Annotated in this window: 20 protein-coding genes; 9 read left to right on the forward strand and 11 right to left on the reverse strand. The window is 50.0% G+C overall.

Features of this window, described 5'->3' with window-relative positions:
• Positions 1 to 84: 84 nt before the first annotated feature.
• The 4 genes from JKP77_RS01865 to JKP77_RS01880 all read right to left on the reverse strand — a co-directional run bounded on the left by JKP77_RS01865 (position 85) and on the right by JKP77_RS01880 (position 5,012).
• Complete coding sequence (locus JKP77_RS01865) at positions 85 to 1,110, reverse strand: sulfotransferase family protein (protein WP_218309510.1); 1,026 nt, start codon at positions 1,108 to 1,110, stop codon at positions 85 to 87.
• 136 nt (positions 1,111 to 1,246) lie between these two features.
• Positions 1,247 to 2,095, reverse strand: coding sequence for a sulfotransferase family protein (locus tag JKP77_RS01870; RefSeq protein WP_218309511.1), 849 nt, complete (start codon positions 2,093 to 2,095; stop codon positions 1,247 to 1,249).
• 313 nt (positions 2,096 to 2,408) lie between these two features.
• Entirely contained in the window at positions 2,409 to 3,485 is a 1,077-nt protein-coding gene (locus tag JKP77_RS01875; protein ID WP_218309512.1) for a hypothetical protein, read from the reverse strand.
• A gap of 546 nt (positions 3,486 to 4,031) precedes the next feature.
• A complete protein-coding gene (locus JKP77_RS01880; RefSeq protein ID WP_218309513.1) occupies positions 4,032 to 5,012 on the reverse strand; it encodes a beta-galactosidase in 981 nt (326 codons plus the stop codon).
• Between the two features lie 445 nt (positions 5,013 to 5,457).
• Between JKP77_RS01880 and JKP77_RS01885 the strand changes: the two genes are divergently transcribed.
• The 4 genes from JKP77_RS01885 to ihfA all read left to right on the forward strand — a co-directional run bounded on the left by JKP77_RS01885 (position 5,458) and on the right by ihfA (position 10,148).
• Positions 5,458 to 6,030, forward strand: a complete 573-nt coding sequence (locus tag JKP77_RS01885; protein WP_218309514.1) for an isochorismatase family protein — start codon at positions 5,458 to 5,460, stop codon at positions 6,028 to 6,030.
• Positions 6,031 to 6,469: 439 nt separating this feature from the next.
• Positions 6,470 to 7,450 carry a phenylalanine--tRNA ligase subunit alpha gene (gene pheS, locus JKP77_RS01890; RefSeq protein ID WP_218309515.1) on the forward strand — a complete coding sequence of 327 codons (981 nt, stop codon included), beginning with the start codon at positions 6,470 to 6,472 and terminating at the stop codon, positions 7,448 to 7,450.
• A 13-nt stretch (positions 7,451 to 7,463) separates the two neighbouring features.
• Positions 7,464 to 9,848 carry a phenylalanine--tRNA ligase subunit beta gene (gene pheT, locus JKP77_RS01895; RefSeq protein ID WP_218309516.1) on the forward strand — a complete coding sequence of 795 codons (2,385 nt, stop codon included), beginning with the start codon at positions 7,464 to 7,466 and terminating at the stop codon, positions 9,846 to 9,848.
• A 3-nt stretch (positions 9,849 to 9,851) separates the two neighbouring features.
• Positions 9,852 to 10,148 carry an integration host factor subunit alpha gene (gene ihfA / locus JKP77_RS01900; protein WP_218309517.1) on the forward strand — a complete coding sequence of 99 codons (297 nt, stop codon included), beginning with the start codon at positions 9,852 to 9,854 and terminating at the stop codon, positions 10,146 to 10,148.
• 420 nt (positions 10,149 to 10,568) lie between these two features.
• Here ihfA and JKP77_RS01905 read toward each other — a convergent pair whose 3' ends face one another.
• Complete coding sequence (locus tag JKP77_RS01905; protein WP_218309518.1) at positions 10,569 to 11,465, reverse strand: DUF2785 domain-containing protein; 897 nt, start codon at positions 11,463 to 11,465, stop codon at positions 10,569 to 10,571.
• 366 nt (positions 11,466 to 11,831) lie between these two features.
• On the opposite strand from JKP77_RS01905, the gene JKP77_RS01910 reads away from it, so the two are divergent.
• Complete coding sequence (locus JKP77_RS01910; RefSeq protein ID WP_218309519.1) at positions 11,832 to 12,410, forward strand: hypothetical protein; 579 nt, start codon at positions 11,832 to 11,834, stop codon at positions 12,408 to 12,410.
• 4 nt (positions 12,411 to 12,414) lie between these two features.
• Here JKP77_RS01910 and ybaK read toward each other — a convergent pair whose 3' ends face one another.
• Both ybaK and JKP77_RS01920 read right to left on the reverse strand, forming a co-directional pair.
• Positions 12,415 to 12,885 (reverse strand): Cys-tRNA(Pro) deacylase, encoded by a 471-nt coding sequence (ybaK, locus tag JKP77_RS01915; RefSeq protein ID WP_218309520.1) that lies wholly within the window; start codon positions 12,883 to 12,885, stop codon positions 12,415 to 12,417.
• Complete coding sequence (locus JKP77_RS01920) at positions 12,882 to 15,182, reverse strand: penicillin acylase family protein (RefSeq protein WP_218309521.1); 2,301 nt, start codon at positions 15,180 to 15,182, stop codon at positions 12,882 to 12,884. Before JKP77_RS01920 ends, ybaK begins: the two co-directional genes overlap by 4 nt.
• Positions 15,183 to 15,254: 72 nt before the next feature.
• Between JKP77_RS01920 and nagZ the strand changes: the two genes are divergently transcribed.
• The 3 genes from nagZ (at position 15,255) to JKP77_RS01935 (ending at position 18,227) form a co-directional block, all read left to right on the forward strand.
• Positions 15,255 to 16,247, forward strand: coding sequence for a beta-N-acetylhexosaminidase (gene nagZ, locus JKP77_RS01925; protein ID WP_246601037.1), 993 nt, complete (start codon positions 15,255 to 15,257; stop codon positions 16,245 to 16,247).
• Entirely contained in the window at positions 16,240 to 17,610 is a 1,371-nt protein-coding gene (locus tag JKP77_RS01930) for an SLC13 family permease (RefSeq protein WP_218309522.1), read from the forward strand. The genes nagZ and JKP77_RS01930 overlap by 8 nt, the downstream gene beginning before the upstream one ends.
• A 161-nt stretch (positions 17,611 to 17,771) precedes the next feature.
• A complete protein-coding gene (locus JKP77_RS01935) occupies positions 17,772 to 18,227 on the forward strand; it encodes a DUF3859 domain-containing protein (protein WP_218309523.1) in 456 nt (151 codons plus the stop codon).
• A gap of 124 nt (positions 18,228 to 18,351) precedes the next feature.
• Here JKP77_RS01935 and JKP77_RS01940 read toward each other — a convergent pair whose 3' ends face one another.
• Positions 18,352 to 18,750 (reverse strand): winged helix-turn-helix domain-containing protein, encoded by a 399-nt coding sequence (locus JKP77_RS01940; protein WP_218309524.1) that lies wholly within the window; start codon positions 18,748 to 18,750, stop codon positions 18,352 to 18,354.
• A 586-nt stretch (positions 18,751 to 19,336) separates the two neighbouring features.
• Here JKP77_RS01940 and JKP77_RS01945 point away from each other — a divergent pair.
• Positions 19,337 to 19,711, forward strand: coding sequence for a DUF3718 domain-containing protein (locus JKP77_RS01945; protein ID WP_218309525.1), 375 nt, complete (start codon positions 19,337 to 19,339; stop codon positions 19,709 to 19,711).
• 104 nt (positions 19,712 to 19,815) lie between these two features.
• On the opposite strand, the gene JKP77_RS01950 is transcribed toward JKP77_RS01945, so the two are convergent.
• Genes JKP77_RS01950 through mfd form a run of 3 tightly spaced genes read right to left on the reverse strand, consistent with a single transcriptional unit; the run spans position 19,816 to position 25,195 of the window.
• Positions 19,816 to 20,331: a cob(I)yrinic acid a,c-diamide adenosyltransferase gene (locus JKP77_RS01950; RefSeq protein WP_218309526.1), complete on the reverse strand. Its 516-nt coding sequence runs from the start codon at positions 20,329 to 20,331 to the stop codon at positions 19,816 to 19,818.
• Entirely contained in the window at positions 20,328 to 21,704 is a 1,377-nt protein-coding gene (locus tag JKP77_RS01955) for a CsiV family protein (protein WP_218309527.1), read from the reverse strand. Before JKP77_RS01955 ends, JKP77_RS01950 begins: the two co-directional genes overlap by 4 nt.
• Entirely contained in the window at positions 21,704 to 25,195 is a 3,492-nt protein-coding gene (gene mfd / locus JKP77_RS01960; protein ID WP_218309528.1) for a transcription-repair coupling factor, read from the reverse strand. Before mfd ends, JKP77_RS01955 begins: the two co-directional genes overlap by 1 nt.
• Positions 25,196 to 25,218 lie beyond the last annotated feature (23 nt).

Below are 25,218 nucleotides of genomic sequence, written 5' to 3' on the forward strand. Positions count from 1 at the left end.
TTCCTTAATAACAAAGTTCGATTGATTCCTACCACTAGATGAAACCACTGTTAGTAAACACGACATCAATTGGCGTATAACGCCCTAGTACTCCCTGAGTAAAACATCACACGCTAAACGGAGCTTATTTAGCGAGTGTCTGACAAAAAGACTGTTTTGCGCGGCGTTGCGTAGTGTAATGATCGCTTTTCGCTGCAGTTTATAGCTGGTCCAGCGCGCCGAATGATTCCCCTTGCGACGTGAGGCCGCATTCTGGTTGGAAAGCGCATCCTCCACCGGTTGCCACATTGTCTCGGGCGAATACCCGTATGTGGCGATATCATTGTCTGAAATACGACTCAGAAGCTGGCGCAAAAACTGGTATTTTTCTGGATCTGCAGCAATTTCGGTTGCCCAGCGTTCAATACTGTTTGTGCTTAACCCGTTGTACTTTTTTATACCAATTGGATCGCCCAGCCCCTGCGTGCTCTTGCTGGCGCTGACATTCAGCATGTCTGATTCAAAATCAATATTCAGAAACTGGCAAAGTTGTCGGGTCAGCGTTTCCGGCTCACTGACAAGCTGTTCATATTTGACATGAAAAACAGACAAGTCCGGGTCCCGCAACAAAGCAGCTATGGACGGAATATACCGTTCAAAAAGTGGCTCATGCTGTTGAGTGAGGGCATAGTCACCTTCAAAAAAACTATTGGCAAAAGACGAAAAGACGGCAGCGGGATGGCGGCTGAGTACGATATATTTTGCGTCAGGAAATACTTTTTTAATGAACGGCCAGACCGTTGCATATTCCGGAGTTTTATCCAGATACAGCATGTTCTCGTTGCCACCGGTAGCGCGGTTATAAAGATACTGCGCGTAACACCGACAGGCTTGCCAATAGTCGTTTTCCTGCCCCGGCAAGCTGGCGATAAAGTCTTTCTGACCAATGCCTGCAACGATGTGATCGTAAGGCGCTTTATCCACATTTGCCCATACGCCAAGATGCGCCAGAGGCGTAAGCAAGTGTGGTTCTGGTCCACCCATTACCTGACTGTGACTGGCGATGATGCGTTCTAACATGGTGGTGCCGGAACGTGGGGCCCCCACCAGAAATACAACTTGGCTGTCCATAGTAATTACTCAATCTATCGGCTGAAACATTTTCGACTGGCAGCACTTTTCCACTACCACGAACGCGAGGTTTCGCAGTAAAAAGCAGTCTTGGTACGGCTAAAAAAGTACGTCTACGGCAAGATATTGCTGGATTCTATGACCAGGCTTTAGGTTTCACGCCCACGAGGCGCTCAAATTCTTTATTATGGGTTTCAAAATATTCGACTAATTGCTCACGGCTTTCAGCATCGATGGATGGCGGCCGCTCCTTGCTGTCGTTGACACGTCGCAATACTTTCGCGATACCAGAATCAACTACCCATTTAACGAAACGGGTATGGCCACGGCGTGATAGCCAGCGATAGCTTTGTACCAGTACATTTTCAAGCAACAAAAAGCGATAGTTTTTGGCTTCGTTACTAGGGACATGGTAATCCGCCGGCAGGTAATCGACGTTTTTAACCCCGATATGCTGATATATCTGGCGCATGCCTGCTGGTATGTCTTTAAGAAAGTCTTCAAGTACGATGACCAGAATTTGTTCTTTGGGAAATTCCGCGTAGAAGTTTTTCAGGTATTCGTGGTATCTGCCAGGCGCAAGGTTATCTTCGTCTTTTATGTACTCTGAAAATGACAGGCTCGGCGAAATATCTCCTTTCCTAATAGAGTGCAGGTAATTGGAGAAAGCACGTTTAACCGGGTTTCTGACAATGGCAATCAGCCTGGCGTCTGGAAAATGTTTTTTTATCCTTGCTGGTGCTTCAGGGTGCGCCAGGTAAGTGACAGAGAATTCTCCTTTAAGCAATCCATCATCGCCTGTGCCAAACTGAGACTCATACCAATCAAATTTATGCTCAGGATACAGATCACTGAAGTAGTTGAGTTCCTTCAGATTTTTACTGCTAATTTCCGGGTGTTTGACAATATTCTCATAAATCCAGGTAGAACCGCATTTCCCTGAGCCTATGCCAATAAAGTCCACCTTAAAGGGTGCATTATTCATGGCGGCGTCAACCTTCTTCCGATGAAACGATTATTAAGTACGACCTACAAAAATAGTAGCAATATGTTTGCCGTAATGATGAAAGTCGGGAATGACAGTTGGATTACAAGTGTGTAAAAAACGAACAAGTTGTTGATTTTTTATAAAATATTTTATTAAGAAAAACTTAAAAGTCTGTATTTTGACGCTCGTGTCAAGCCGTTGACGGGGTAGATGCTCGAGAAGTGATAGCACGAGATTGTACAACAATGGTGCAAATTACGGTGTTGCACCGCTCAATACGGTGCAATCGTGCGGTGCAATGTCATACCTATTACTGATGCAATTGCTGGTGATACTGCCTGAGTTCACTGTGCCACGCCGGGTTATCGATATCCCATACATAGACTTCGAAATACTGGGCATTAAAGGCCTGCATCCCGTATTCAATACCATCTGTAGGTTGGCCGAAACGAAGTTTGGGTACGTGGTTTATGTTAAAGGGACGGTCCCAACTCCCTAGCATCTGGAATCCTGTTAGCAGACCATTGGTATTGGCGAGATGTTGCGCCCAGCTTTTTTCAGGAAAGCCACGGTAATTACTGCAATTGGGGCACGGGCGGTTGGCAGCCAGATTATCCATCCACAGGCCAGTCTTGCTATAGCGCGAGATAGCTGCCTCTATATCTTCCCAGAGCGCTTGCCTGCGGTTGCCATCGTGAATGGGCCACAGTGATACGAACGTCACCTGATTTGGAAAGAGGGCTTTTGTCATATTCATCACAGGGAGAATATTGCCTTCGATTAATTGCTCCCGGGTAAATCCGGGTACGCTGGAGACGCTAACCTCACCTTCATCGCGTATCGCGCCACCCGGAGTACCTGGAAAGGTAGGATGAAACAGGGCAAATGCAGAGTGATCCCGCAGACGGACAGGCCGCCCTCCGGCTTTAGGATCTGCAATTCTGTGGTTTGCTGCAGCCGTTAAAAAAGCGCGGTATCGCTCGAGTAATTCTGGGTCCCAGGGTAACGGGCGCAACGTGCCCCCGGCAATGTAGGTACTGATTTGCCTGTCCTGACTAAGGTAGCGCGGTAAGTCCGGCATGATGATCCAGGAAAACTTTTTGTCGATAGCGGCAAGCCGGGTAACGATATGTGTCAGCGGTTTGAAATCGTAAATACCCTGGGAAGGCTCCATTTCGCGCCAGCTGTATCGCCAGGCAAATCCGTCGACGAAGTCATAATCGCGGATATTCGCATCCCGAAACGTACCCCGGTTGCCATCCAGCACATAAATCCCCGTAAGTGCCGATGTCGCTTGTTGAGCAACAGTATGAAAAGACGTAAAGCAGAAAAAAATGACAGCTGCCAGAGACGCTGCTGCATGCTTTTGGAAAAATTGATATGTCATGATATGACCCTTAGTTGAAAGTAGGTTCGCGTTTGTCGTATTCCATTCGCATAGCGATGTCATTCAGTGTCAGTGCCACGTATTGTGATGTAACAACACGTATTACGTCCGGTGCAGTCGTTATATTTAGTCCGTGCTCGCAATGACCAACCGCCGTAGCGGCTCGCCTGGTTTAAGCTATAAAGGGGAGGAAGGGGGCCATATACTGCGCTCAGTAAGATGACGGCCGTTTTATGTCTTTTATAGTCTGATGGCAAAAGCCGGGCCAATCTCCTGAAACAGACAGTTATTTAAGGCTGCGTCAGCGCAGCAGAAAAGAATTCTTCGAATAAACAAGCACCTGTTCATGTCTGTTTTGGATGATGTGTCATGCTGAGTGCACGATACTTAACAGCGATAGCAAGCTACATGTTGCCATTCGGTAACAGGATGAATCGACGAACTGTTTCAGTGTGATTTGTGCGTGAATGAAGAGGAAGTGGCTTTTGCAGAGAAAGGAAAACACCCGCAGAGGCGGGTGTTTTAAGGTTAGGAAGCTAAATACGATTACTGGTGCAGACGTTCTTGCATTTCTTTCAGGCCTGCCTGCCAGTCTTTGCGCTCGATATCCCAGATGTAAACTTCAAAGTATTGAGAATCAAACTTATCAATTGCAAAGTCCATTCCGTCCATAGGTGTGCCGTTTTCTACTTTAGGAACGTGGCTTACGTTGAAAGGACGGTCCCAGGTACCCAGCATTTGGAAACCGGTCATCAGACGGTCAGATACGTTAGTCATATGCTTTGCCCAGCTTACCTGCGGAAAGCCTTTATACGGCGCACAGTATGTGCAGTCACGTGAAGCGGCGAGGTTGTCCATCCAGATACCGGTATTCCAGTATTGAGAGAATTTGTCCTGTAGCGCTTCCCATAGTGGCTGGCTGCGATCATTGTCGTTAATTGGCCACAGAGAGAAGAAAATCGCTTGTTTAGGAAACGTCTTGCGGAACAAACTGGCGACGAAATCGACGTTACCATCAATTAACTTACTCCGGGAGTAGCCAGGAATATCTTTGATTTTGATACCCTCGTCGCGCATACCACCGCGAGGCGTTCCTGGAAAGGTAGGGTGCAAAATAGCGTTAACTGAGTGCCATTTAAAAGGGATCATGCGGCCATCGCGTTTTGGATCCGGCATACGATGCATAGATACTGCTTTTACAAAAGCTTCGTAACGCGCCAGCAGTTTCTCATCCCAGGGAGAGGGAATGGCTTCGTTATTATAAATATATGTGTCCATTCCGGGTTCTTTAGCCAGATAGTCAGGCAGATCTGACATGATAATCCAGGACATTTTTTTATCGATGTCACTCAGGCGTTTAACAATGTGCTCGAGGCCACGGAAATCGTATTCCCCTTTCTTAGGCTCCATGTCAGCCCAGGAAAACCGCCAGGTATAGCCGTCAACAAAGTCATAATCGCGGATATTAACGTCACGGTATGTACCGCGGTTACCGTCAAGAATATAAAGTCCGGTAAGTGGCTTCATTTTTTCATTTGCAGCAAGAACGTCAGAAGCAGAAGAAAAAGTTAATGCAAGTGCTGCAGAAGCAGTAAAGACTGCTTTTTTTAAAGAAGAAGCGTGTTTGGAAAAAAAGTTACTACACAACATGGGAAAACCTCAATACTACGAAAAAAGAGTGCGCGGGGCTGACCCCTCAACGCGGTAGTGAGAATAGAGCGACGACTCTCGGATTACAAAAGGTATTGGTTATGAGTACTTATCAATAGGTATGTATAATTAAACAGTTGTTTAAAATCAGTGATTTATGTATTCGTTAAAGGTGTTTTCCCCCATACAAAATATAATTATGTACACTTTTTGTACTGAAATTATGTTTTTTTAAAATGAAAAATACGGTGTGCACCATTGAGGTGCGGGCGGAAATAAGTAATATTGGAAAGTTTTTCATAAAAAAGTACTAGGTCAGATTATGCTTTCAGAAAAAAACTCATGCGGACTTATTATTGTCGATATTCAGGGTAACCTCGCTGACCTGGTCAAGGATGGAAAAAATCTTCAATCCCGGGTAATGACATTGGTCACGTTATGCCAGGCGCAAAAACGTCCGGTTATTCTTTGTGAGCAAATGCCAGAAAAGCTGGGTGCAACCGTGAGGCAAATCTCTGACGCCGCAGGCGCGGCCAGTCGCTTTCAGAAAAGTAGCTTTAACGCTATGCAAAACACCGATTTCAAAAACGCTGCACTAGGCGCAGAGCGCTGGGCAGTCGTCGGGATCGAGGCGCACATCTGCGTGTATCAGACCGTCAAGGGGTTAATGGCTGAAGGCATAGGTGTATCGTTGGTCACTGATGCCGTATCAAGTCGGCACGCGGGTGACCGCGAAGTAGCGATAAGAAGTATGCAGGCTGCGGGGGTGAGGTTAACAACGACCGAAATGCAACTTTATGAATGGCTTGAGCGGGCCGATACCTCCTTATATAAGCAGATGCTGCCCCTGATAAAAGCATTACCGCCTAATGCGTCCAGCGATAACCCTCAATAGCATATCTTTTGGAATATGGTTGCGTAAAACGTCGAAAAACGCACTGGGTTCATTGGCTGTGATAAGGCCGCTCTCTCACTGGGACAATCCAAAGGTCACGTAGACCGACAAGAGAATAGTGAGCGTGACGCGACTTCTGCAACCCGGGAAGTAATGACTGTTATTGAGTAATGCTTGAGCACTGCTCTCGTGATTGGAACAAAAAGTATCTATGGTGAGCAGACAAATAGTCCGGTTTCTGACGGTACGGTGCAGCACGGAATAGCAAAAGCGCGGGTTTCACAGCAGAGACGGTAAAAAAATCACGAAAAACTGTCATTATCAGCCTGTTAGGGTAGCCGATTGAAATGTCTGTCGTGTAAACTATCGGGCTTTATATCACAGTGGATTGCGGTCGCGCGGCTGCAGTCTCCCACGCAAGATGTCAATTGAGGATAATATGGAGCTCGATTCCATTATCAATCAGGCGAAAGGCCAGATTGACGCTGCTGAAGATGCAGCCACACTCGACCAGGTGCGCGTCGAGTTCATGGGTAAGAAAGGTAAGCTTACCGACATGCTGAAAAGCCTTGGCAAACTGTCAGCCGAAGAACGCCCGGCGGCAGGCCAGAAGATCAATCAGGCAAAGCAACAGATCCAACAGGCGATTGCCGCAAAAGGCGATGCCTTGCGAACTGCCGAAATGAACAAGAAGCTGGCAGAAGAGGCGATCGATGTCACGCTGCCAGGCCGAAGCGTGCTGCCAGGTAATTTGCACCCGGTAAGCCGCACCATTGCCAGAATCGAGCAATTTTTCTCCGAGCTTGGTTTCGCAGTAAAAACCGGACCAGAGGTGGAAGACGGGTTTCATAATTTTGACGCATTGAATATACCGGCAAATCATCCTGCACGTGCGGACCATGACACCTTTTACTTCAATCCTGATGTGATGCTGCGCACGCAAACTTCTGGTGTGCAGATCCGCACCATGGAAGCCGAAGCGCCGCCGCTTCGCATTATTTCTCCTGGCCGGGTATATCGTAACGACTACGATCAGACGCACACGCCGATGTTCCATCAGGTCGAAGGTCTGATGGTCGATAAGAATGTCAGCTTTACGGATTTGAAAGGGATCCTGCACGATTTTCTTCATCACTTTTTTGAAGAATCTCTGGAAGTACGTTTCCGTCCTTCTTACTTCCCGTTCACTGAGCCTTCTGCCGAAGTGGATGTGATGGGAAAAAATGGTCAGTGGCTGGAAGTGTTGGGCTGCGGCATGGTTCATCCGAATGTGCTGAAAGCGGTGAACATTGACCCTGAAGAATATACTGGCTTTGCCTTTGGTATGGGGGTAGAGCGTTTGACGATGCTGCGTTACGGAGTTACCGATTTACGGGCATTCTTCGAAAACGATTTACGTTTCCTCAAACAGTTCAAGTAAGGCAGTAGTTAATATGAAAATTAGTGAAAAATGGTTAAGAGAGTGGGTTAACCCGTCACTGTCCACCAATGAACTGTCTGAGCAACTGAGCATGGCAGGCCTGGAAGTGGACGGGGCTGAACCTGTAGCAGGTGAGTTTACCGGTGTGCTGGTGGGTGAAGTGGTCGAGTGCGGGCAGCATCCGAATGCCGATAAACTGCGTGTGACCAAAGTCAGCGTTGGCGGTGATGAGTTACTGGATATCGTTTGCGGCGCGCCTAACTGTCGTCAGGGCATCAAAGTCGCTGTGGCTGTGGTTGGTGCGGTACTGCCAGGTAACTTTAAAATAAAGAAAGCCAAACTCCGCGGCGAACCGTCAATGGGTATGCTGTGTAGCTTTTCCGAGCTGGGTATTAGCGATGATCACGACGGCATCATGGAATTGCCGCAGGATGCCCCTATCGGGAAGGATCTGCGTGACTACCTGAACCTGGACGATGCCAGCATTGAGATTGATTTAACGCCAAACCGTGCAGACTGCCTCGGTGTTCGTGGTATCGCCCGTGAAGTAGGTGTGCTGAACAATCTTGACGTGTGCGAACCTGTAATTGAAGACGTTGCTGCGCAGTCAGACGAAAAGCGTAGCGTGACATTATCGGCTCCGGAAGCCTGCCCACGTTATCTTGGTCGGGTTATCAATGGCGTAAATGTTAAAGCAGACTCGCCGCTCTGGTTGAAAGAAAAACTTCGCCGTAGTGGTATTCGCAGCATAGACCCCATCGTTGATGTGACTAACTTTGTGCTGCTTGAACTTGGCCAGCCGATGCACGCGTTTAATTTGAACGCCATTGAAGGTGCTATCAACGTGCGAATGGCAGAGCAGGGCGAAGAAATTACTCTGCTGGATGAAAGCACGGTTGAGCTGAGCGACAACACGCTGGTTATCGCTGATGACAACAAAGCGCTGGCCATGGCAGGCATTTTTGGTGGTCTGCACTCCGGTGTCACGCTGGAAACCACGGACATTCTTCTGGAGAGTGCCTTCTTTGCACCCGATGCAATAATGGGACGTGCGCGTCAGTATGGTCTGCACACTGACGCATCACACCGCTATGAGCGCGGTGTCGATCCGCAACTTCAGCGAAAAGCCATGGAGCGCGCTACCGCGCTGGTGCTGGAAATTTGTGGCGGTACACCTGGCCCGGTGGTAGAAGCGGTGGATGACGCCAAACTTCCAACGTCTGCAACGGTTACCTTACGTAGAGAAAGACTACACAATGTGCTGGGTGTGGCGATTAACGATGATAACGTAAGTGAGATTTTACGACGTCTGGGTATGGATGTTGAAAAAACCGATGCTGGCTGGAAAGCCGATGCGCCAAGCTATCGTTTTGATATCGCGATTGAAGAAGATTTGATTGAGGAAGTGGCGCGAGTTTATGGTTATAACAATATTCCTAATGTGGCGCCGAAAGCGACCCTCAGCATGCTGCCAGCAAAAGAAGCTGAACTTGCAGTCGGGACGCTCAAGGCGTTAATGGTGGATCGTGGTTTCAATGAAGCTATTACCTATTCCTTTGTTGATCCCAAAGTACAGGACGCGTTATTCCCAGAGCATAAATCGTTGGTGCTTCCTCACCCGATTTCTTCTGATATGTCCGTTATGCGGGTATCGCTGTGGCCAGGCCTGCTCGGCGCCGCTGCCTATAACCAGAAGCGCCAGCAATCGCGCATTCGGATGTTCGAAACCGGGCTTCGCTTTATTGCCGATGCACAAGCACCCAGTGGTGTCTCACAGCAACCAGTGATTGGCGGAGTTTTGGCCGGTCGTCGTATGGACGAACATTGGGACGGTAGCGATGAACAAGTCGACTTTTATGATGTCAAAGGCGAGGTCGAAGCGCTGTTGGCGTTGACGGGCAGAACGGATATCAGATTTGAAAGCGCTGCGCACAGTGCGCTGCATCCGGGAATGACGGCGAAAGTCTTACTGGGTGAAAAAGAAGTGGGCTTGTTAGGCGCCGTGCATCCGCAATATACTAAATTACTTGGAGTTTCTGGCCGTCCGTTTGTTTTTGAGCTTGATCTTACGGCGATTACAGGGCGTAATCTTCCTGAAGCTGTGCCTGTGTCCAAGTACCCGGCAAACCGCAGAGATATTGCGATTACGGTGAAAGATGAGGTCAGTGTAGGAAGCCTTCTTTCTTATGTAGAAAAAGTTGGCGTAAATCAACTAGTTGGCCTAAACTTGTTCGACGTGTATAAAGGGAAGGGAATTGAGCCCGGTTATAAGAGCCTGGCGATATCACTCACCCTTCAGGATCCGGAAAAAACCCTGGAAGAAGCTGAGATTCAGCATGCTGTAGATACTGTGGTTAAAAGTCTGGAAACCAAATTTGGGGCAGCGTTAAGAGAGTAAACTATGGCACTAACCAAAGCCGAGATGGCTGAACACTTATTCGAAAAACTGGGTATTAACAAAAGAGACGCAAAGGATCTGGTTGAAATGTTCTTTGAGGAAATCAAAGGCGCCCTGGAGTCCGGAGAACAAGTGAAACTGTCGGGTTTTGGTAATTTTGACCTGCGGGATAAAAACGAACGACCAGGAAGAAACCCCAAAACCGGGGAAGATATTCCTATTAAAGCGCGTCGGGTCGTGACGTTCCGCCCGGGTCAAAAGCTGAAAAGCCGGGTAGAGAACTCTAAACCGACGGATTAGTCCGATACGGTTATCTCTTCAATAACGCGGGTGCGCACAGCACCCGCGGTTTCTCACGCGCGTGCATAACGTTTTAACATGTGACGTTAGCCTCGTTGTCTTGCCTGAATCGCAAACCATTCACTGCAAAAATGAACACCAAATGTCAAAAGGGTCTAGAGAGTGTTGACCTTTGTTCATTATTTATGTTGGTGACTAAAATGGTTGAAAACAAGGCGTCGTTGACGCCGTTTGGCAATCCAAATAAGTCAGCGACAACGCAGTTAGCAGTCATTTTAGTCCCAACCCTTCGGGCAGTGGCCAGTTTTGCATCATACTGCTCACAAATTCGCTTATTTAGACCACTAAACTACGCTCATTCGCGATTGTCTGATGCAAAACTGACCGACTGCATGAAATATGAACAAATGACAACACTCTCTAGCGAATACTTCGTGCCACCTTCGCGATTTCCGGTGCCAGTGCGTCCAGACGGGTGTCGTTTTGATACACCGTCAGTGTCGTCAGACTCGAAAAGAACGCCCGCTTATTATGCAGGTAATTTAAGCCCGCACGACTTTGATAAGTCTCCCCCCAGCTTGCAAAACGGGGTGAGGGTTTTCCATATTCACGCAGCATCTCCTGCCAGACAGTGACGCTCACTTCTTCACGTAACATCAGGTACGCGATGGCCCGGGCCATGCGGTAAGGCTCGCCATCGGTCAGAGCCGGAGCACCTAACGGGGAGATGTGTTGCAGCAACATAGCTGCGGACTGTTGTATCTGATCGTGGGTTAACGCCGGATTCAGTGCCAGTTGCAAAACGACATCTGCAGCATGGGCCAGACCATGACGCCAGCCTACCTGCTCACTAAAGCCGCGATAATCCGTTTGTTTTTCCAGATACGTCGAGATGATATTTATGGCTTGCTGGCGTTGTTCGGTCGTCAGTACCGGCGAGATGCGATCGGTGCGAATGACTTCGCTGTAAGCGAGCACGGCAAACGGCAGAAAGACACTGTGGGGATCGTTTACATGCGCTGCGATATCCGTGGAAAGACGCTCAAAAAGTGCTAACACAACCGGTTGTGACGGCGTGGCCTGACGAAGCAGCACTGAAAGCCCCTGATACCCGATGTCATCCCGTATTGCAGGCTCCGGTGATGCCAGACAGGCATAAAGCCGGTTTACCAGTTCGGTTGTGTCGGCCTCAGTGTCAGTGAACTGCGACGTGATGTACTGTTGCCAACGTTGTTTATCTAAGTTCGCGTCATTACAGTATTGAGGATCAGGTACGGCTGTCGCGTTAACACTTAACAGCAACAGAAGCATCGTCATGTAGTGAAACCGGCGCATAATGCTCTCGTAGTAGCGGAATAATAATTAACATTACAGAACCACAGCATGATTGCACAGTAATTACGATTAATCACCGGCAATTCGTTTCTGGTCTCCAACGCGTAATGGATGTGTCACGCAAGGATAAGGTGGGAATCATTGTGATACAGCTCGTTAGTGTCTGTGATAAACCGTGCCACCTTGATTAGGTGATAACTGGTCACAGTAAATATAGTGTCGCGGTCAGCCAATATCGTTCGGTTTCTCATTACGTCTGATATGGTATCCTTGGCGCGCACAAGCCGCATTGCAAATGTGATTGCTGATTGACGGCGTTTTTATTCAAAAAACCATGTTGGGAGAGTTATGAAAGGGGTCATTGCCGTTCTTGTTGTTGTTGCGCTGGCTGTTGCAGGCAGATTTATCTATTTGTCGCAGAGCTCGTCCAGTGAAGAAAATACACAGGTGCCGGTGATCACAGTCATGGAGATCCTGCATGCCACCGATCTGCAGGCAGGCATCAAAAGGGCAGTAAGCGAAAACGATAATCAGGCAATTGATGACTGGCTGGACAAAGCCCGGAATGTGGGAGAGCAGGCCGCACTTTCCAAAAGTGATATGGCCTATCTGTCATCCGGGCAGGCAAGAGAGTATGTCATTTTTAATGCGAAACGGGCGTTATTCAACGAGAAGTTCGAAACCCGCTATCTGAATCTGCGGGGTATTGATGATCTCAAGCAAGCGTATCCGGAGGCAAAGGATTTGTTTCCCAGAGCAGAAACATTGCTGCAGAAACGGAATGATATTATTGAGCGAATTGCACAGACGCTGGCGGGTGGAGACGTACCCGACGAGGAACATATCCGTGAAGCGCAGGCGATGTGGAAGGCGCGTTACCGCGAGCAACAGCAGCCAGCGTTATCACCGGCCGCTGATGCGGGCTAGGACGTTATGCCTCAGTTACCGGCGCGACTTTCGCATTGGTAAGTAAAATAAGCTCGCTGGGGCTGATGGCAATTTCCAGCCCGCGGCGACCGCCACTGACGTAACAGACCGGATACTGGCCTGCAGTATCATCAATCACCGTCATAAGCTTTCTCTTTTGAGCCAGAGGGCTGACGCCTCCCAGTATATACCCGGTAGCGGCAGTCACTTTCGACGGTTCCGCCATCGCTGCCTTTTTTACACCACATAATTTCGCTATTTTTTTCAGACTAAGTCGCGCGGTAACCGGGATCAGTGCCACAGCGAGCTTTCCGTTATCCAGCTCAGTTACCAGCGTTTTGAATACCTGTGAAGGTGGCAGTGAAAGCTTTTCAACGGCTTCCATACCGTAGGCCTGGCAATCACTGTCATGGTCATACTCAAGAATATCAAACGCGATCTTCTGTTTCTTGAGTAGTAAAACCGCTGGCGTCATTGCGTTGCCCCCGGACTGAAGGTGCGTGTGTGCTGAATGTTGCCGGGAAGTAGTGGGGTTGAGTCTCCGGAAATATAGTCTTCGAACCCTGCCCGGTAATAGGGTGATAATGGATGCCCTGACTGACCACCCGGTAGCGTAAGGATTGCCTTGTCCAGCGCGCCGGGGCGAACAAAAAATCGCTCGGATGCGCCAAACGTCGGTGCTTGCACAGCAGGCATATAGCTGTCACCAAAACCTGCGGCCGTGTCCATATTCAGCATGTCACCAAGTACCGGGATCTGGCCAGAGAAAGGGTGCCTGATGCGAAGTGCATTGACATTACCCCAGGTCGCGCTTGCCAGTGTATTGTCCGGGCTTTCTTCCTCTATTATCCGTGACTTTGCTTGTTGATATGCCTGAACCAGAAAGTGTTGCCAGTTAGAAGCGCCATTGGGTAACCAGCTGTCTGGCTGTTGGCGAAGCAGCTGCCATAACGCAGTTTCAACGCCGCGTAATAGCGGACTGACAGGCGCGTTTTGCTTCTCCAGTGCTGTGAGAACCGGCGAAAGCAGATCCTGCATCACCTGTGAACGAAACCGGCGAACCAGCGTGTAGCCGACAGAGTCCGGACAAGCGCAGGCTCCCCAGTCCTCTAACAACGAGATATCGGTAGCAAATTCACCACGGTTAGCCTGTATTGTGTTGAGGAGTAAGCGATGCCAGGGCATTAAAAAGCGCGCTTCGTTGTCCAGTTGAATGCGGTAAAAATCCTGCTCAGCAAATGTTTCTATGTCCATCAGTCTGTCTCGTATCTGCACCGCTCTGGCACCAAGCGCGTATCCGCCATCACCAAATCGGGGTAAGTCGCTGGTACCTACGACTCTGGCATTGGCAGTCCATAGACGACCCAGCGGCGGATTCTTTACCACTGGTACGCCGGACTCCTGAGTTGCCCATTTATCGTCAACCATATCTGGCGTGATCGCAGTGTCGCTGGGAAGGGTTCTGCCGGTTACCGCGCCAGCAGGTGTCCACGCCAGATTGCCTGCTGTGTCAACAGTAGCCATGTTTTGTACCGGCATTCCCATGGTCGGGGCAATAGCCAGCGCCGCGTCAACATCCTTTGCAAGATCCAGATCCATAACCCTGAGATTGACGGCATAAGGCTGATGTGCCACCCACGTCAATGCATATTGTGCGTTATTCAGCGTTCTTACCGGACCAAACTCACTCATTGTGATTGAATAGGGTTCTTCGGTATCGGGAAGCGCGATGGGGCTGTCAATAGTCTGAGTAAGCGCGTCATCTGGCAAGCGTACCCAGTCAACATTATCCAGGTTTGCATTGGTAAAGCCCCACGCGATATGTCCGTTGGTTCCTACCACGACACCGGGTAGACCGGGTAATGAGACACCGGTAACGCTGACGTTTTCACCGTCTCTGACATACTTAAGCTGGGTGCGATACCAGATAATCGGAACCCGCAGTCCAAGGTGCATATCGTTCGCCAGCATCGCACCGCTGCCGGTGGTAAGTTCACCGCTCACGGCCCAGTTGTTGCTGCCAATATCCCAGGGAGGCTGCGATACCATCGCGGTAGACGCTTGCTTTGCGGTATCAGAAAGGGTAGGGATTTCTGCTCTGCCAGTGGGTAAGCGACTGCCATCCAGCGCTGCCTGGTACTGCGAAGGTTGCGTCAGAAAGCGAAGCATATCCATACCGAAGGTATCTTTAAGCGCCGTGCGGGCAAGATCAAGGTCCACCTGACCGCGCTGTAAATCCATGTACATACTGTAGACCACCAGAATACTGTCACTGGGTTGCCAGGGGCGCGGCTTAAAACCGGTAACGAGGTATTCAAACGGCAGTGCCGACATCTCGCCAATGGCGTCATTCACGCCTCTGGAGTACTGCTCTAGCAACTCTTGCTGAGAGGGAGGGAGTTGTGAAAATGTGCGACTGGCCCGGGTTGCAAACTGATGAAAGCGTGCTCGCTTGTCGACCTCAACAGCCATACTGCCGACCCATTCTGCTAATTCGCCAGATGCCGCGCGCCGTTGCAGGTCCATCTGAAATAAGCGGTCCTGCGCGTGTGCAAACCCCAGTGCATAGGCTGCATCCGTCCGGTTGCTGGCGCTAATAATGGCCTGGCCTAACGCGTCACGGCTTAGCGAAACGCTGGCACTGACCGCTGAAGTCCTTTTATCGCCTGACAACTCAGGCAAACTCATGCGTAACATGCTGTAGGCCACAATGCCAGCGATGCAAACCAGCGCAATTGCGCTTAAAACCAACCACTTAATCCAATTTAGCACGTGTATTACTCCGCTTTTTTTTCTATCCTACCTATTCTCAATGACGAATAGAAGACAGGAAGCGAGGCTACGATGGGACCCTTGATGCTGGATTGCCGGGAAGCGCTGCTGCTGCCGGAAGAGCGCGAGAAGTTGGCGCACCCGAATACCGGTGGCGTGATTTTGTTTTCCCGTAACTATCATGACAACCAGCAGCTCCGCGAACTTGTAAGATCCATTCGCGAGGCGGCGGGTAAACCGGTGCTTATCGCCGTTGACCATGAAGGTGGCAGGGTACAGCGTTTTCGCGAGGGCTTCACGCGTTTGCCTGCCATGGGGGAACTTCAGTCGATGACGTCCTCGCTGGAAGAGGCCACAGCGCTGGCCCACGATTGCGGTGTGATTACCGCTTATGAATTAAAAACTGTGGGTATTGATTTCAGTTTTGCCCCTGTGCTGGACATTAACGGGATTTCCCGCGTTATCGGCGACAGAGCCTTTGCTGACAACGCCAGCGACGTTATTGCACTTGCATCAGCCTTTATTACCGGACTGCATGACTGCAATACACCCGCGGTGGGCAAACACTTTCCGGGGCACGGGAGTGTAGCGCCTGATTCTCATATAGAATTGCCCGTGGACGAGCGGTCACTGCAGGATATCGAACGTACCGATATGGCGGTATTTGTGCAACTTATCAGTCAGAGAAAGCTGGATGGGGTCATGCCTGCACATGTGATCTACTCTCAGGTGGACTCGGCGCCTGCCGGGTTTTCACCTGTCTGGCTGCAGCAGATATTAAAGCAACAAGCAGGCTTTAGTGGCGCGATTTTCTCAGATGATTTGTCTATGCATGGCGCGAGTGTCGCGGGCGATTACGTGTCCCGCGCTCAGCTTGCCCTGACAGCAGGTTGCGATATGGTGTTGGCCTGCAACAATGTGGCGGGGGCAGAATCTATTCTGGATAACCTGGCAATTACCGATAAGTCTTCTTCTGCGCTGAGCGCGTTTGCTGGCAGAGTACTGCCTGAAAAAGCCGCCTCGCGCTACCAGCAGGCATGCAGGAGACTTTCTGATTATGGATAAGGTGAAGCCGCAGTTTCTGTTACTTGGATGTGTTATTGCAATAGCTACGGCCGTGGTGTCTGCGATGTCTGGATTGCCACTACCTATGACGTTAAGTGCAGCGATTACCGCGTTAGTGGCTACGCTATGGGTTACCGAGGCATTGCCGATCGCGGTTACCTCGCTGATCCCTTTTTTCGCGTTTCCTGCAGCAGGTGTGCTGGACTATCCTGACGCCGCCGCGGCGCTGGGAAATCATGTCATCATTTTGCTGATGGGGGCGTTTATGCTCTCAAAGGCACTGGAGAAGTCTGGCGTTCACCGACGCCTGGCTGTGTATATGATAAGCGCAACCGGCGCGTCCAGTGCCCGTCGCCTGGTACTGGGGTTCATGATCACCGCTGCCGTTCTGAGCATGTGGATTTCCAATACCGCCACCGCCCTTATGTTGCTACCAATTGCGCTCGCGATTATCGGGGCAATGAATTCTCCTGCACTGGCCTCAGCTATTTTGCTGGGTATTGCTTATGCGGCGAGCGTGGGCGGTGTCGGAACACCCATAGGTACTCCGCCAAACATCATCTTTATGAGTGTATACCAGCAGACCACAGGAACAGAAATCAGCTTTCTTAACTGGATGAAAACCGGCATTCCCATCGTCATCATCGGCATACCGCTCATGGCGCTGTGGTTAACGCGTAAACTGTCGACGCTGCCAGCACTCAGTCTGCCTGAAGCCGGGAAATGGGCGCCTGCAGAAATCCGGGTGCTATCCGTATTCGGTACGATAGCACTGGCCTGGGTGTTCCGCCCATACTGGACGGCATGGCTTGGAATGCCCTTTATTGGCGACAGCACGATTGCCCTGGCGGGCGTGGTGTTAATGTGTGTGATCCCTGATGGAAACACGTCACAACCGGGCCGTTTGCTTGACTGGAAAACAGCGGAAACGATCCCCTGGGGAATGTTGCTGGTGTTTGCCGGGGGAATATGTCTGGCGAAAGCGTTTACCGCTTCTGGCTTGAGCGACTTAATGGGGGAAGGGCTGCGTGGCCTGGCAGTCTTGCCGCTGCTGTTGCTGATCTTAAGTTTGTGTCTGGTGGTGAGTTTTGTCACAGAAATTACGTCTAATACTGCGACAGCGACGTTGTTAATGCCAATACTTGCCAGCGCGGCCGTCGCTATTGAGGTTGATCCCATTATTCTAATGATGCCGGCGGCTATCAGCGCCAGTTGCGCTTTCATGATGCCAGTGGCGACGCCCACAAATGCCATCGTTTATGGTAGCGGGAAATTAGCGATAAGCCATATGGCACGGGAAGGCGCTATCCTGAATATACTGATGGCCTTTGTCATCACCGGTGCGATTATGTTAACCCGGTAGGGTCGGGGTAACAGTGCCGGCACATTTTGTACTAAAAGGTCGGAACTGCAACATGCGTTTTTAGCGAACGCTAACGGTAGATTAATTTGTATGATAATAGTGTGTGGCGCGGATCTCTGTTACCATTTCGCCTTTTAGAAATGCAGCAATAAGAGAGGCGCATGGCAAAGCAAAAGCCGCAAATTGAAGTTGTGAGTTATGGCGTTTACCGACACTGGGACGCCAGGTCGAAGACATTGCCAAAAATTCAGCAGTTCACCTTAGTCGTGCCTGCCCAACTGGATATTGAGTTCGGCTTTATTGTTAACATTAAGAAAGCCAAGAACAGTAAGATACGCTATTGCATCTATCACCCTGATATTCCTGATGACAACGGTGAGCCCATGCCACCGTTTGACGGTGAAGAATATGTGCGCAGTAATGACTGGGATTTCTATCTCGGCGACACGTTATGGGATCCCATCGAAAATAAAGTTGGCGACTGGAGAATGACCATAGAGCTTAACGGCGAGGTTATTGTCGAGAAAACGTTTTCTATCGAAGAATCCTTGCCGTTTGATGGTGCCCAGTTCTGGAATAAACACCGTGGCAAGCGCAAAGCCATTGGCCGTGGATAGGATGTTCTTTTGACACTGCCGGATAGCTTAATTTTTTGGCGCAATGAGAAGAAACCACAGCGTAGTGATCTACTCGCAAAGGGCCGCGCATACGACAGTGCCTATGTGAAAAGCACTAATAGTATTAAAACAGAGAAAACAGAGAGGCCAGCACAATCCAGCGTCTGGCTGTTACTGCCATGTCATCTGAAATATCCGTGCCGGTGAGGCGATACCCAACCCCAGGCAACGTTTCGATAACGAAAGGATGAGGCGTTTCTACCTGTTTCAACTGTTTCCGTAATCGGCAAATAGCGTGATTAATGACATCATCAGACACTACGTCGTGTCCCCACACTTGAAACCGGATCTCGTCACGCGTAAGAATATGGTGCTCTGCCTTTAAAAAGAGAGAAAGCAATGCCGCGGAATGCTTACTTAAAAGCCACGCGTGCGTATGATCTTCATCTGTGATTTCTCTGGTCTGTGCATCATAATGTATCCGCTGAGAGCCATTCTGCAGCGTTTCTGATCGTGCATCCATGAACGGCTTCCTCTGTTGGCAATGTCATTAACAAAAGCTACGAATAAGTCTCGTGTTCGCTCAGGTACACAATCGGCCTGCTGAGTTTACCAATTTGGGGATTTAACGAATAAAGGCCAAAACTATCTGTTCGGAGTGCTCCTTTGGCTAAAAACCTCGCAGCTCGAACCCGGAATCATGCACCAGCAGCGTAATACTTCTTGGCAAGCACGCGTGCCACGCCCTCTGGTCCCACCCCTGAAACGACACACTTCAGCAGTCGCTGACAAATTATAAGATTATTCGCATCTTTGCTAAGTATAGTGTGTACTGCTCTGTTCTGAGCTAAAAGTGTTATCGCGTTATGGACTTTAGGCGCGTCATAAATGCATAAGAGGAGCCTGCACTGCGCTGATGCAGACAAAATGACGACACGTCGCGTTTAGCGGTATGACAATCATCTGACATGTAGATGTCATGAGTAATTCAGTGTTTTGTCATCGCACATTTTCCCTCGTTTCTTACAATTTTCCTCGTTCATGAAAGTGATTGTTGTGCTTGCTCTGTTGGTGGGTATCGCGAGACTTTCTCTAATAAGGAGCGAACGATGAAAACAAAATTAATAATAGTAGCAACTGTAGTAGCAGGATCCGTACTTGGCTCAAGTCAGGCTCTGGCAATGGATAGTTATCTGGAACAGACACTGGTGAGTTTCTGTGAATCAACAATGAATAACGATCGCCTGCAGTTAGATCGCGATATCAGAAAACACCGTTTTGACCATAAGACCGTTGCCACGAAAGTGATGTGCAATGGACAAACTATTATGTCTTTTGCCAGGCAGTATAATGCCAATCGTACGTTAGCTGCATTTCAAAGCCGCATGCCATCAAACTGGCGCCCGGTGACAGAAATTAAGGATATTACGGTGGCGTCAGCCAACGGACAAAAATGGCATGTTACGGTGGATGTGGGTCATTAATGCCCTGACACAAACAGCCTGATGAATATGTGTTCTTAACCGGACAACTGAGAGCGGCGCGAATAGCGCCGCTCTTTTTTATTCAGCAACAATGTGGCGTGCGCTCAGACTTCAGAGGGACTGATGCCAGACTGATGATTCAGGAACACGGCCAGCGTATACAAATAATCGGATAGTCGGTTTAAGTAAGCCATGACCGCAGGCGGGACGGTATGATGATTAGCCAGCCGTGTTGTGGTGCGTTCAGCGCGCCGGCAGACCGTTCTGCATACGTGGCTTTGCGCTGCCGCTGGCGTGCCGCCGGGCAGCACGAAACGGGTTTGCTGCGGCAGGGATGCCGTCATGACATCGATGGCCTGCTCAAGCTCGGTGACATCCGCATCAGTGAGCGTAGATGAGGCAGAAATAGCAAAGCCTGCCTGAAATAATTTGCGCTGAACCGTTTCAAGAAACGCCGGGACTTCACCTTCACAGAGTGTCACCAGCAGACCAATGTGGCTGTTCAGCTCGTCAATATCACCATAGGTTTCAAGCAAAATATCATCTTTGGTCACGCGCAGTGATTCTTTAGCGTAGACTTGCGTGGCACCTTTATCGCCTTTACGTGTGTAAACTTTCATTCCTGACCGGCGTCCTCTTGCTGATCCGGGCGCTCGTAACGACGAATTTCTACGACCATACCAAATAGCGGATGATCAAAGTAATGTAACTGGTTACTGATTACTCGTCGTAGCTGTTTGAATGGCACTGACACCAGTCTGTATTCTGGCTGCTCCGATGCTACTTGAGACAATTTTGCCGTTACCGGTACTGGCTGGCGATAAAACATTTCGCTGTCTATGTGAAGATAGGGAACCCGGTTAATGTATTTCAGGAAGACTCTCATGTAGCCATCAATCTGCCATATTGGCGTATCGGTATTGGCTGTTGGTTGTTTGTCCTTCACACCGCTTGCGCTGTCTTTTCTGGCCTGAAGCTGTAACAGGCGTGAAAGTGGTACCGTCTGAGGTGTTGCCAGGCGGGCATTGAGATCGGCAAAGAACGTATCTTCTGTCAGCGTTTTTATTGCGTCCTCTTGCTGAGATTCTTCTACAGGTGCTGGCATCTCAAGTGTCGGAGGAACAGCATAGCCATCAAGGGTAAAGCGATCGGCATAATTCTGACCGGCATAGAGTCGGACAGTAGAGGCCTCTTCCTGGCCAAATCTGACTTCCTGACGCCAGGTGACATGCAGTAGTCTTGTCAGATCACGGTTTCTTCGGATCTGCTCTGAGAGTTTTTCCAGCTCCTGCGCATTCGCAGAAAGCAGATGGGCCTGGCTGGCCCGAGGCCAGTCGTGACCACTTAACTCAATGGGAATAGCTTGTGGTGCAGGCAGGCGATTGTCCGCAGTGTGACGTTTCCAGCCCGAGTCAGAATATGTCAGCCAGGGTAACGTGTCTTCGCAGTACCGAAACGGTGGAACGGCTACGGGGCTGGCTTCACTGATGCCACTAAATTCTACCCAGTACCCGGCGATGTCAGCAGCCTCAACAGTGAAAGCGTCTGACCCATTAAATGCATTATCTGTGGACGTCGGTATGACACCAGACTGGAGCTCCTGCCTCTCGCTCTCATCGTCTACCAATGAAGAAGCCATGCCCGAGGTGCGGTGTTGTTCCTGCAGCCATTGCTCATGGGTCTGCGTAATGTCCTGCAAGGACAAGACCGGTTGCCACAGCGGCGCATCGCTGCCATCACATCTGGCCAGGTTCTGTTTTATCCAGTTGATGTCCGGGCGGATGATATTGCCAATGACATCAATGTCAGCAGAATATGGGCTGACATCTTTCGCGATCTCAAAGGTTTCCTGTAAATGCGTGAGCGCCGCGTTTCTGTCAAATACGATGACTTCCACATCAAACCACCAGTCATCTTCGGCCTGCACCTGGAAGGTTGATAAGGCGAGCATTGCAGACAGCAAGCCCCCACCAACACGGGATAACCTACACATTAACGTGACTCCTTGGCAAAATCGGCGATGATATCTTCGGCCAGTGCCAGTCTGTCTCTGGCACTCTCGGTTTGCAATACAATACGTAATTTCTGACTACCTTCAAACCGGAAGGTATTCGGCTTGGTCTGGACGAGCTGAATAATATAGCCCGGATCGACAGAGGTAGACTCTTTGAACTCTATGGTGCCACCCTGAGCAGACAAATCAATCTTCAGGATCCCCAGTGACTTCGCTTTTAGCTTGAGCTCTGCCACCTTAATCAGGTTTTTCGCTGCATCAGGCAGTAATCCGAAACGGTCTATACATTCCACCTGGAACTCATCAATATCGTCCTGCTTTTCACACGACGCCAGTCGTTTGTATAAGGATAAGCGGGTATTGACGTCAGCGATATAGTCTTCCGGCAACAGAGCGGGTATTTTCAGGTCAACTTCGGTCTGTGCTGACAGCGCATCATCCAGCGACGGCTCTTTGCCTTCTTTCAGTGCGGTTACCGCCTGATCCAGCATATCCATATACAAACTGAAACCAATACTGGCGATTTGACCAGACTGGTCGTCACCGAGCAATTCACCCGCCCCCCGGATCTCAAGATCATGAGTGGCGAGCGCAAAACCAGCACCAAGATCTTCCAGTTGCGAAATGGCATCCAGTCGCTTGACTGCATCACGCGTCATACGCTTAGGGTGCGGCGTTAGCAGGTACGCATACGCCTGGTGGTGGGACCGTCCCACGCGTCCCCGCAGCTGGTGCAACTGTGCCAGCCCCAGATGGTCTGCGCGGTCCATAATGATGGTATTGGCGCTGGGCACATCAATGCCGGTTTCGATAATTGTGGTGCACACCAGCACATTGTATCGTTGATGATAAAAGTCACTCATCACCGCCTCAAGGTCACGCTCGCGCATTTGACCATGTCCTACCGCAATGCGGGCTTCCGGCAAAATTTCAGCAATTTCCTCGGCGGTGCGCTCGATACTTTCTACTTCGTTGTGCAGGAAATACACCTGACCACCGCGCAGAATCTCCCGCATGACAGCTTCACGTATGATGGCTTTGTTTCGCTGCTGCACAAAGGTTTTGATCGACAAACGGCGGGCAGGGGCGGTAGCGATAATAGAGAGATCACGCATACCGGATAACGCCATATTCAGCGTTCGCGGTATGGGGGTGGCTGTCAGCGTGAGAATATCCACATCTGCACGCAACGACTTAAGCTTCTCTTTCTGGCGTACGCCAAACCGGTGTTCCTCATCAATAATCACCAGTCCCAAATCGTTAAATTTGATGTCGTTGGAAAGCAGCTTGTGCGTGCCAACCACAATGTCTACCTGACCTTGTGTAATTCCCTCGATTACCGATTTCTGTGCCTTGCCACTGACAAAGCGGCTCATCACTTCAATACGGAACGGCCAGTCGGCGAAACGATCTTTAAAATTTTCATAATGCTGCTGCGCGAGCAGGGTAGTGGGTACCAGTATGGCAACCTGCTTGCCCTGATTGGCGGCCAGAAAAGCCGCACGCATAGCCACTTCGGTTTTACCGAAGCCTACGTCACCACAGACCAGTCGATCCATTGCCTGCGGGTTGCCCATATCCTGAATGACGGCATTAATAGCCTGCATCTGATCGGGCGTTTCCTCAAACGGGAAGCTGTCAGCAAAGCTCTGGTATTCTTCCCAGTTTACCGGATAGGCAAAGCCGGGCTTGGCGGCACGGCGCGCATACACATCCAGTAGCTCAGCTGCGACGTCGCGTACTTTCTCGGCCGCTTTTTGCTTGGCTTTACTCCAGGCGTCGTTGCCCAGAGAGTTAACGGGCGCGTGGTCAGCGTCTCCGCCGGTGTAGCGGGATATCAGATGTAACGATGCCACCGGTACGTATAATTTCGCCTGTTTCGCATATTCGATGCAAAGGTATTCGGTAGTAACGCCACCGGCGTCCAGCGTTTGTAACCCCAGATAACGACCGACACCATGATCCAGGTGCACGACTGGCTGGCCAATCGACAACTCGGCAAGGTTACGGATAATGGCGCTTTCATCCGTATGTGAACGTTTTTCTCGTAAGCGTCGCTGGCTTACCTTATGGCCAAGAAGCTCGGTTTCGGTAATAAATAGCAGTTCGCCTTCCTGGCTCTGCCAGCGAAAGCTGTGCTCGACCATACCAATGTCGATACCCACACTATCGTGTGTCTGCAGAAACTGATTAAAATCCGTTGCCAGGCTGGGTTTGATGCCGGCCTTACCGAGAATATCCAGCAGGCTTTCACGCCGGCCCTGAGATTCAGCACAAAACAACACCCGTGCACCGCGCTCACTGGCGGCTTTCATGGTATTTAGCAGCCGTTCTGCAGGCTGTTTTTTCTGGGAATTGATGCCAATATCATCAAGCTTGTCGCACCCCAGATTGTGGTTGCCCGGCTTATCTTCCAGAAGGTCTTTACAGAGTGTCACCCTAGGCCAGTGTTTAATCTGACTGAACAGCTCTTCTATGGGAAGGAATACCTGCGCCGGCGGCAACAAGGGCCTTGCCGGGTTGTAGCGATGCTGCTCGTACCGCTCTGCGACATCCGCCCAGAAAAATTCACTGGCGTCTTTGATGTCGCCGTGCAGCATGACCAGAGAGTCGCTGTGCAGGTAGTCGAAAAGTGATGCAGTGTGTTCGAAAAACAACGGCAGGTAGTATTCAACACCACTAGGCATGGTGCCCTTACTGACCTGATAAAACACCGACTCTTTTGCATTACTGGCATCAAACTGGTCAAGAAACTGTTGGCGGAATAACGAGATGGCGTCTTTGTCAGTGGGGAATTCTCTTGCCGGTAGCAAACGAATCTCGTCGACGGTCTCGCCAGATCGCTGACTGTCAGTGTCAAAGTAGCGGATGGTGTCGATTTCATCGTCGAACAAATCAATACGAAACGGCTTATCACTTCCCATCGGGTACAGGTCGATGATACTGCCTCGAATAGAAAATTCGCTGTGGCTCATCACCTGACTGACGTGCAGATAGCCGGCTTGCTCCAGATTTCTGCGAAACTGATCCCGGTCCAGCGAATCGCCTTTGTTCAGCATCAGCAGGTACTTCGCCAGATAATCTGTCGGCGCGAGACGCTGCATCAGCGTATTTACCGGAACAATGAAAATGCCTTCTCGTTGCTGGGTAAAGCGAAAGAGCGTTTCAAGACGCTGAGAGACAATATCCTGATGGGGCGAGAACGAATCGTAGGGTAGGGTTTCCCAGTCGGGAAACAGAGTTACCGAAGTGTTTTCCCCTTCAAGAAAATACGCCAGCTCGCGCTCCAGCTTGAGCGCTGACGGCGTGTCGGCTGTGACCAGCACAACCGGGCCCTGATGCTGTTTTACAGCATAGCTGATAGCCAGAGCGCTACTGCTGCCGTGTAATTGTCCCCAGTGCTGATGGTCCTGCGCACCCGTTTTAGATTTTTGCTTCGGTAGTGGCAAAGAGAGAATCGTGGCTGTCATGTCACCCTGAAAATGTCGGTATT

The sequence above is a fragment of the Alteromonas antoniana genome, from assembly GCF_019249295.1.
Taxonomy (GTDB): Bacteria; Pseudomonadota; Gammaproteobacteria; order Enterobacterales; family Alteromonadaceae; genus Alteromonas; species Alteromonas antoniana.